This window comes from Mesorhizobium sp. M5C.F.Cr.IN.023.01.1.1, assembly GCF_003997585.1.
Classification (GTDB): Bacteria; Pseudomonadota; Alphaproteobacteria; order Rhizobiales; family Rhizobiaceae; genus Mesorhizobium; species Mesorhizobium wenxiniae.
In genome coordinates this window covers 1-8,233 of the sequence record NZ_RZSU01000178.1, presented here as the reverse complement: position 1 = coordinate 8,233, position 8,233 = coordinate 1, and the positions used below count along the sequence as shown (strand labels likewise).

10 protein-coding genes and 1 pseudogene are annotated in these 8,233 nt (G+C 63.1%); 6 read left to right on the top strand and 5 right to left on the bottom strand.

The window, feature by feature from the left end; genetic code table 11:
* Both EOA78_RS34150 and rpmB read right to left on the bottom strand, forming a co-directional pair.
* A partial coding sequence (locus tag EOA78_RS34150; RefSeq protein WP_164784081.1) for a queuosine precursor transporter occupies positions 1–640 on the bottom strand: 640 nt, incomplete at its 3' end.
* A gap of 82 nt (positions 641–722) precedes the next feature.
* Positions 723–1,019 carry a 50S ribosomal protein L28 gene (gene rpmB, locus EOA78_RS34145; protein WP_127319984.1) on the bottom strand — a complete coding sequence of 99 codons (297 nt, stop codon included), beginning with the start codon at positions 1,017–1,019 and terminating at the stop codon, positions 723–725.
* Positions 1,020–1,276: 257 nt separating this feature from the next.
* Between rpmB and EOA78_RS34140 the strand changes: the two genes are divergently transcribed.
* From EOA78_RS34140 to EOA78_RS34130, 3 genes are read left to right on the top strand one after another with little or no spacing between them, the layout of a single operon-like run.
* Complete coding sequence (locus EOA78_RS34140; protein WP_127319982.1) at positions 1,277–2,065, top strand: DUF3108 domain-containing protein; 789 nt, start codon at positions 1,277–1,279, stop codon at positions 2,063–2,065.
* A gap of 28 nt (positions 2,066–2,093) precedes the next feature.
* Positions 2,094–2,981, top strand: coding sequence for an EamA family transporter (locus tag EOA78_RS34135; RefSeq protein WP_127319980.1), 888 nt, complete (start codon positions 2,094–2,096; stop codon positions 2,979–2,981).
* Positions 2,981–3,649: a lysoplasmalogenase family protein gene (locus EOA78_RS34130; protein ID WP_127319978.1), complete on the top strand. Its 669-nt coding sequence runs from the start codon at positions 2,981–2,983 to the stop codon at positions 3,647–3,649. Before EOA78_RS34135 ends, EOA78_RS34130 begins: the two co-directional genes overlap by 1 nt.
* A 48-nt stretch (positions 3,650–3,697) precedes the next feature.
* Here EOA78_RS34130 and EOA78_RS34125 read toward each other — a convergent pair whose 3' ends face one another.
* Together EOA78_RS34125 and gloB are read right to left on the bottom strand one after the other, a co-directional pair.
* Positions 3,698–4,126: a cupin domain-containing protein gene (locus EOA78_RS34125; protein WP_127319976.1), complete on the bottom strand. Its 429-nt coding sequence runs from the start codon at positions 4,124–4,126 to the stop codon at positions 3,698–3,700.
* Positions 4,127–4,166: 40 nt separating this feature from the next.
* A complete protein-coding gene (gene gloB, locus EOA78_RS34120) occupies positions 4,167–4,934 on the bottom strand; it encodes a hydroxyacylglutathione hydrolase (protein ID WP_127319974.1) in 768 nt (255 codons plus the stop codon).
* A gap of 289 nt (positions 4,935–5,223) precedes the next feature.
* Between gloB and EOA78_RS34115 the strand changes: the two genes are divergently transcribed.
* From EOA78_RS34115 to EOA78_RS34105, 3 genes and pseudogenes are all read left to right on the top strand, one after another.
* The gene (locus EOA78_RS34115; protein WP_127319986.1) at positions 5,224–6,000 is read left to right on the top strand and encodes a methyltransferase domain-containing protein; all 777 of its coding nucleotides are present in this window, start codon (positions 5,224–5,226) and stop codon (positions 5,998–6,000) included.
* 120 nt (positions 6,001–6,120) lie between these two features.
* A pseudogene (locus EOA78_RS34110) lies at positions 6,121–7,038 on the top strand (SbmA/BacA-like family transporter); the annotation flags it as partial.
* 125 nt (positions 7,039–7,163) lie between these two features.
* Positions 7,164–7,964 carry a DUF1194 domain-containing protein gene (locus EOA78_RS34105; RefSeq protein ID WP_281034104.1) on the top strand — a complete coding sequence of 267 codons (801 nt, stop codon included), beginning with the start codon at positions 7,164–7,166 and terminating at the stop codon, positions 7,962–7,964.
* A gap of 47 nt (positions 7,965–8,011) precedes the next feature.
* On the opposite strand, the gene EOA78_RS34100 is transcribed toward EOA78_RS34105, so the two are convergent.
* Positions 8,012–8,233 (bottom strand): methionine biosynthesis protein MetW (locus tag EOA78_RS34100; protein WP_281034103.1); only part of this gene is annotated, 222 nt, incomplete at its 5' end.

Sequence of the window (8,233 nt, the reverse complement as noted above, 5' to 3'; positions counted from 1 at the left end):
GCCGGTAGGGGATCAGCGCCACCACGGCGATGATCAGCTTCACGCCGAGGTCGCCGAGCGCCCATGACACCCAGCGCATGGTCTCGACCGGCAGGACGCCCATCAGCGGCGCGGGTTCAAGCGCGAAGCCATCGTTCGGGCCAGCGAAGGCGAAGGCCGCCGAAAAGGCGACGGTGAAGAACACGGCGGTGTCGAAAACCGAGCCGACCAGCGTTCCGACGATCGGCGCACGCCACCAGCTCTGGCGGCGCAGCCGGTTGAACACGGTCACGTCGAGCAGTTGCGCTATCAGGAACGCGGTGCCGGAAGCCGCCGCAATGCGCACCAGCCGGTCGGCGGCCGTTTCGAACTCGATCAGACCGTAGCGGAACAGCAAGGGCGGGATGACGACTGAGCAGATCACCGCCGCCGTGAAGCCGACAAACACGATCCGGCGCGCCACGGCCGGGCCGTAGCGGCGGTTGGCAAGGTCGGTGACCAGGAAGGAGAAGGGATAGGTGAAGGCGCCCCAGGTCAGAATGTCGGCCAGCGACAAGCCGCCGATCGCACCTTGCAGCGGGAACTGCACAAGGATGTTCGACGCCACCACGACAAGCGCCATGGCCGCAACAAAGGGCAGGTATCGGGAGAAAAAACTCATTTTTTTATCCTGGGTAATGGAACCAGCGGGGTGTCATGCCGGGTTCGGACGACACTCCTTGGAAGGCGGCTGCCTGAGAAAATTAAGCGGCCGGCTGTTCGGCAAGCTTCTTGGCGATCTGCTTCTTCAGCAGGCGCGCGCGCTGCGACAGCTCCTTGGCGTCGGCCTTGGCCAGGAACGCATCGAGGCCGCCGCGATGCTCGACCGAACGCAGCGCGTTGGCCGAAATGCGCAAGCGCACATTCTGGTTCAGCGCTTCCGAAATCAGCGTCACATCGACGAGATTGGGCAGGAAGCGACGCTTGGTCTTGTTGTTGGCGTGGCTCACATTGTTGCCGGACATGACTGCCTTGGCAGTGAGTTCGCAGGTGCGGGACATGGTTCTAAACCTTCAGTTCTCGGTCTGGCCAAACATTCGACCCGCGCCGGTTGGCGCGCGGTTTCGGTCAGGCGGCCTTATGGAAAAAGTTGGCGTTCCATAGTTGCATTTCGCCGATGCGTCAAGCTCCGGCTTGCGCACGGGTGTGACGACGCCTTTCACATAAAGGCCGGAATTCAGCCTATAAGCGGTCGCACAACGAGATGCCAGGCCGGAGTTGTCCGCTTCCGCTGAAAAATCGAGGATCGATCCCCGCCATGCTTCGTTCGTCTCTTGCTCTCCTTGCCTCGCTAGCCGTTGCGCTGCCGACGGCAGCGTCTGCCGCCACGCAACAATCCTTCAAGGGCGAGTATACGGTATCGATCCTCGGCCTCTCGGTGGCGAAAGCAACCTTTTCCAGCAGTTACGAAGGCGATACCTATTCGATCGACGGTAGCGTCTCCAGCGCCGGCCTCGCCACAATCTTCGACGACACACGCGGCACGATCTCGTCAAAAGGCAAGATTTCGGGCAAGCAATTGCAGCCACAAGCGTTCCGCGCCGACTACAAGTCGGGCGAGAAGGCGTCGATGATCGATATCCAGTTCGCCAATGGCACTGTTATCGCGACGAAGGTCGTGCCTGCGCCGAAGAAGCGCAATCCCAAAAATTGGATACCGCTGGGCGCCAGCCATCTCGCGTCGGTGCTCGATCCCATGGCCGCCACTGTCATCCATGCCGACAATCTCGACAAGGTCTGCGGGCGCACGGTGAAACTCTATGACGGCGAGATGCGCGCCAATCTGACGCTGACCTACGATTCGAAAGGCTCGACCTCGGTGCGCGGCTACAAGGGCGAGACCGTCACCTGCAGGCTGGGCTTTGAGCCGGTGGCGGGGTACCGCAAGAACCGCAAAGCTTTGAAGTACCTGAAGGATCGCAGCCGCATCATGGTGACATTTGCGCCGGTCGGCCAAACTGGCGTATATGCGCCGATCCACGCCACGGTCAGCACGAAAATCGGCACTCTCACCGTCAGCGCGGAGCGGTTCGAAGCAACAGAATAGGCGCGATTGCGCGCCGCCGGAGACGGACATGGCGCGCGCAACACTGATCGGCTTCTCGGCGGTCGCCATGTGGGCGCTGCTGGCGCTGCTTACGGACGCCTCCGGCGCTGTGCCGCCGTTCCTGCTTTCGGCGATCACCTTCACGATCGGCACCGGCGTCGGGCTCGTCGCGCGGCTTATCATCCCGGCCACCGACAGCCGGCAGAAAATACCGCCGCAAGTGTGGGTGATCGGTATTGCCGGCCTATTCGGCTATCACTTCTTCTACTTCACTGCGCTGCGCAACGCGCCGGCGGTGGAGGCGAGCCTCATCGCCTACCTGTGGCCGCTGCTGATCGTGCTCGGATCGGCGCTGATGCCGGGCGAGCGGCTGGCCTGGAACCATGTCGTCGGCGCACTGCTAGGGCTTGCCGGCACTTTCCTGATCGTCACCAAGGGCGGCGGGCTTGCCTTCGACGCGCGCTATGCATTCGGCTATGCGATGGCTGGCGTCTGCGCCGTGCTGTGGTCGGCCTATTCGCTGCTGTCGCGGCGTTTCCCGTCGGTGCCGACCAGCATCGTCACCTGGTTTTGTGCGGCCACGGCAGCACTTTCCCTTGTCTGCCATCTGATGCTGGAAGAGACGGTGCTGCCTGTCGGCGCCGGCCAGTGGCTGGCCGTGCTCGGCCTCGGCCTGATGCCGGTGGGCGCGGCCTTCTACGCCTGGGACATAGGCGTCAAGCGCGGCAACATCCAGGTGCTGGGCTCGGCGAGCTATGCCGCGCCGCTGCTGTCGACGCTGGTGCTGATATCAGCCGGTTTCGCCGAGCCGTCCCTGCGCATTCTCGCCGCCTGCGTGCTGATCACCGGCGGGGCAGCGCTGGCGGCGAAATCGCTGTTCTTGCGCAAGCAGGCAACGAGCGGGGCCGAGGCGTGATGCCGTTTCCCGGCGGTATCGAAGCCAACGCCAATGCGACGCTGCTGTTTTCGCTGGTGGCGGCGGTGATCTACGCCTTCATCATCGACATGCCGCCGACGCTTGCGCGTTCTGCGGTCAAGACGCTGGCCGTGGCAATGCTTGCCGTGCTGGCCTCGCTGCAGGACGGTCCGTGGCTGCTCGTAGCGGCACTGGCGCTCAGCGCCGTCGGCGACGCGTTCTTGTCGCGCGACGGTGAAAAGGTTTTTCTCGGCGGGCTGGCCAGTTTTCTCGTCGCGCATGGGCTTTACATCGCGCTGTTCCTGCGTTCCGGCGGTGGGATCGGGCTGCTCTCGGCCGAGCCGTGGCGCCCGGCGATTGCCCTGGCGATGGCCGTGTTCGCGCTCGCCATGCTTTTTGCGCACTGGCGCCGTGTCGGCCCCGCCTTGCGCCTTCCGGTCAGCGTCTATATCGCGGCAATCCTCGCCATGGCGATTTCAGCCCTGACGCTGAGTAATATCTGGGTCGTCGGCGGCGCCGTGCTGTTCATGGCGTCCGACGGGCTGCTCGCCTCGGAAAAGTTCCTGCTGACCGCCATTTCGCCACACCGCGCCTTGATGCGCCATGCGGTCTGGATGCTGTATTACGCCGCCCAGCTGGGGATCACGATGGGTTTCCTGTTGGGTTAGGTATGTCGACTTCGGGGTGATGCCGGCCTGACTGGAATCTCAACATACCTACGTCGTTCCCGGCTGCCAGCCCGGTTCGGCCAGCTCGAAGGCGGCGAAATCGAAGCCCGGAGCCACGGTGCAGCCGACCAGCGTCCACTCGCCCAGGCTGCGTGCCGACTGCCACCAACCTGCCGGCACGACGATCTGCGGCCGCTCGCCCGCCCCCAATGCCGTGCCGAGCACCTTCTCGATCACCGGCCCGTTCTCCCCATGTATCGACAGCGCCAGCGGGGCGCCGGCATAGAAGTGCCAGACCTCGGCCGCGTCCTTGACGCGGTGCCAGGCCGACACTTGCTCCTGCTCCAAAAGGAAATAGATCGCGGTCGAATGGCCGCGCGCGCCTTCCGCGCCATCGCGGAAGGTTTCGGCATACCAGCCGCCTTCCGGATGCGGTTTCAGGCCGAGCGTTGCGATGATTTCGGCGGAACTGGTCATTGGCTCCAGAACGTCACGGTTTCCAGACCATCAATGGTGCTCAGAAATTGTCCTTGCGCTTGCGAATTTCGGCGAACACTTCGGCGTCGGAGGCGTTCTCCATGCCGAGATGCTTGCGGATTGCCGGATCGTGCCAGCGCAGGAACGGATTGGTCGACAGTTCCTCGCCGATCGTGGTCGGCAGCGTCGGCTTGCCGTCGGCGCGCAGCGCCTCGATTTTCGCAGCGCGCTCCTTTAACGCCGAATTGGTCGGGTCGACGGTCAGCGCGAAGCGGGCGTTGGAAAGCGTGTATTCATGGCCGCAATAAACGACCGTCTCGGCCGGAAGTGCCGCGAGCTTTTTCAGCGAATCGTACATCACCGGCGGCTTGCATTCGAACAGCCGGCCGCAGCCGAGCGCGAACAGCGTGTCGGCGGTGAACGCCACTTTCGATCCCGGCAGGTGATAGGAGACATGGCCTGCCGTGTGGCCTGGCGTGGCGATCACGTCGATCCTCTCCTCGCCGAGGTGGATGACCGAAGCTTGCTCGACGGTTTCGTCGATGCCGGGGATCTTGGCCTTTTCCGCTTCCGGTCCGACGATGCGCAGCTTGAAGCGCTCCTTCAGCGCCAGATTGGCCTCGACATGGTCGACATGGTGATGGGTGGTCAGGATCATCGTCGGCGTCCAGCCGGTACGCTCGATCGCAGCCAGGATCGGCGCCTCCTCGGGCGCGTCGATGATCGCGGTCTGGCCGCTTTTGGGGTCATGCACCAGCACGCCGAAATTGTCGCTGCGGCACATGAACTGTTCGATTTCAACCGGCATAGCATCTCTCCACTAGAGCGGTTCGTCGTTTCACGGAAACGCCGAACCGCTTTATGTCTTTGTTTTTGCGCAATTCCGGACGGAAAACCGTTTCACACTTTTCCTGGAATTGCTCTAGAGCGCCGTACGTCCAGTTGGACGCACAAAGAACGCTCTAACACTTTTTATCTGCTGCATCCTGCTTTCGATTTCGGGCCGATGCAGTAGTCGCCGCAGACATAGGGCGCTTGCCCGCGGATGTCATCCGCCTTTGTTGAACTTGGACAGCATCGAAGATAGCGTGCCGCGCATGCATTCCGATATCGTCGACATTCGCTCCTTCTATTCGACCACGCTCGGGCGCTTGGCCGAACGCTCGATCACTATGGCGTTGTCCTCGATTTGGGCTGTCGTGCCCAATGAGCGGCTGGTCGGCCTGGGTTACACCTTGCCGTGGCTGGAGCGGTTCGGCACCGACGCAGAGCGTGTCTTTGCCTTCATGCCGGCGACGCAAGGCGCGGTGGTCTGGCCGGCCACGGGGCCGACCGCAACCGCGCTGGTCTTCGATGAGGAATTGCCGCTGGTCGATGCCTCCATCGACCGCATGCTGCTTGTCCATTCACTCGAACATGCCGAGAACCCGCGCGAGACGTTGAACGAAATCTGGCGGGTGCTGTCGCCCGCCGGCCGCGTCGTCATCGTCGTGCCCAACCGGCGCGGTGTCTGGGCCCGTTTCGAGCATACGCCGTTCGGCAGCGGCCGGCCCTTTTCGCGCGGCCAGCTCACCGAATTGCTGCGCGAAGCGAATTTCACGCCCGCCGCCTGGTCCGACGCCCTGTTCTTCCCGCCATCGCGGCGACGCTTCATGATGCAGTTCCACAATGTGCTGGAGCGCGCCGGCCGCAGGTTCTGGCCGATCTTTTCCGGCGTCATCGTAGTCGAGGCGCAGAAGCGGCTCTATCAGGGCGTGCCGGTCGTCCAGCGCGCCTCTCGCCGCGTCTTCGTGCCGGTTTTCTCGCCGCATGGCGCCACAAGGCTCGGCCGGATATCGCCGACCGGGAACGCGACATTGCCGAGCCGTCGATGACGTTTTCGTGATCGGGATCGGGCTTTTCCTCACCTATCTGTCGAGGGCGGGTTTGCTACCCGAATGTGTCGACATGTTCACCGGTTTCAGCACCGCTTGCCAATTTCAAGGACTTCACCAATGGCTGATCATCCGGATGCAGAGGCCAGCGCCAAGCCGGTTGCCGCGTCGATCGAGGCCAGCAGCTTGCGCGACCAATTGGCGACGATCAAGCTGGCGCTGGGGACCTCGCCGATCCGCAAACACCTGCTCTGGGCCTGCGTCGGCATAGTCGCCGTCATTGTGGCAACCTCGATCGGGCAGGTTCTGCTCAATCGCTGGAACGAGCCCTTCTACGACGCGCTGGCTCGGCGCGACATGCAGGGCTTCCTGCACCAGCTTCTGGTCTTTGCCGCCATCGCCGGCGGACTTGTGGTGCTCAATGTCGGCCAGACCTGGCTCGACCAGAGGATCCGGCTGAAGCTGCGTGAGGCGTTGACCCTCGATCTGATCGGTGAATGGATGCGGCCGGCGCGCGCCTTCCGGCTCGCCAACGCCGGCGCCATCGGCGTCAACCCCGACCAGCGCCTGCAGCAGGATGCCGGACATCTCTCCGATCTTTCCACAGGCCTCGGCATAGGGCTATTGCAGTCGTTGATTCTGCTTGTTTCGTTCGTCGGCGTCTTATGGTCGCTGTCTTCTGGCTTCGTCTTCCACATCGGCGGCTATTCGCTGGCCATTCCGGGCTACATGGTGTGGGCCGCGATCCTCTATGCCGGTACCGCCTCCTGGCTGAGCTGGCTGGTCGGTCGGCCGCTCATCCGTTTCAACAGCGACCGCTACACGCGTGAAGCGGAGCTGCGCTCCTCGGTGGTCCGCGTCAACGAGAATGTCGATGCCATCGCGCTTGCGCACGGCGAAGCCGACGCGAGACGACGGCTCGAGCTCGACCTCGGCACGGTGCTGGGCGCGATGCGGCGCATCTACAGCGCCCAGATCAATCTTTCCTGGGTGACCGATACCTATGGCTGGATCACTGTCGTCGCGCCGATCCTCGTCGTTTGGACCCATGCTTGACGCGCTTAAAACGCGTCCCGTTGAAGAGATTCATGCGACACGCTTTAAGCCTTTGTTTCTATGCATATCGTTACCCCAAAACCGCTTCGCACCTTTGGGCGACATGCATCAGCCTGCTTGCCTGCCTTGCCTGCGCTCAGGCAGCACCACCGGCCGCGCCGGCCGATACCATTGCAGTGGACGTCGAACTGGTGCTGGCGGTCGACATTTCGCACTCGATGGACGAAAGGGAATTCGCCCTGCAGCGCGCCGGTTATGTCGAGGCGCTACGCCACCCCGACTTCATCAATGCCGTGCGTTCGGGTGTGACCGGCCGCATCGCGCTGGCCTATTTCGAATGGGCAGGCACCGTCCGCGACGATGCGGTCATTGCCTGGCAGGTCATCGATAACGCTGAGAGCGCCGACGCATTCGCCGCCAAGATCGAGGCGCGCCCGTTCAGGAGCTTTCGCGGCACCTCCATTTCCGGTGCGCTCGGCTTCGGCGCCAAGCTTTTGGATGGAGCCGCTTTCGAGGCGACGCGCAGCGTCATCGACATTTCAGGCGATGGCCCCAACAATACCGGGATGCCCGTCACCACGACACGCGACGCCGCGGTGGCAAAGGGCATCGTCATCAACGGCCTGCCGATCCTGATCAGCCCGTCGCCCAGCTTCAGCCATCTCGACCAATACTATGCCGAGTGCGTTACGGGCGGGCCTGGCGCTTTCGTGCTGCCGGTCTATGCCGCTTCCGAATTCGTGACCGCCATACGCCGCAAGCTGATCCTAGAGGTCAGCGGTGTTGCCGGTCCCTGGGCCGATCGCGGGCCGATCCGGGTCGATGCGGCAGCACCGGTCGACTGTTTGCAAGGCGAGCGCGACCGGCGGTTTTTCTCCGATCCGTATTTTCCGGAACTTAATCGCTAGCTGGTCGGGCAGGCCGAGCGCCATATTGGCCGAAGAAGCGACGGCCGTTATCGCCTCAGCAGGAACACCGCTTGCTGGCCAAAGAAATTCCAGAACCACCATGGCATCGAGAGGCCGATTTTCTGGCCATTGGCGTCGAGCGCGGTTGCCCTTTCCACCGTTGCGCCGAGCTCCTCGCAGAGATTGACGAAGTCGCGGATGGTGCAGAAATGGATGTTGGGTGTGTCGTACCAGGAATAGGGCAGGTCCTTGGTCACCGGCATCCGCCC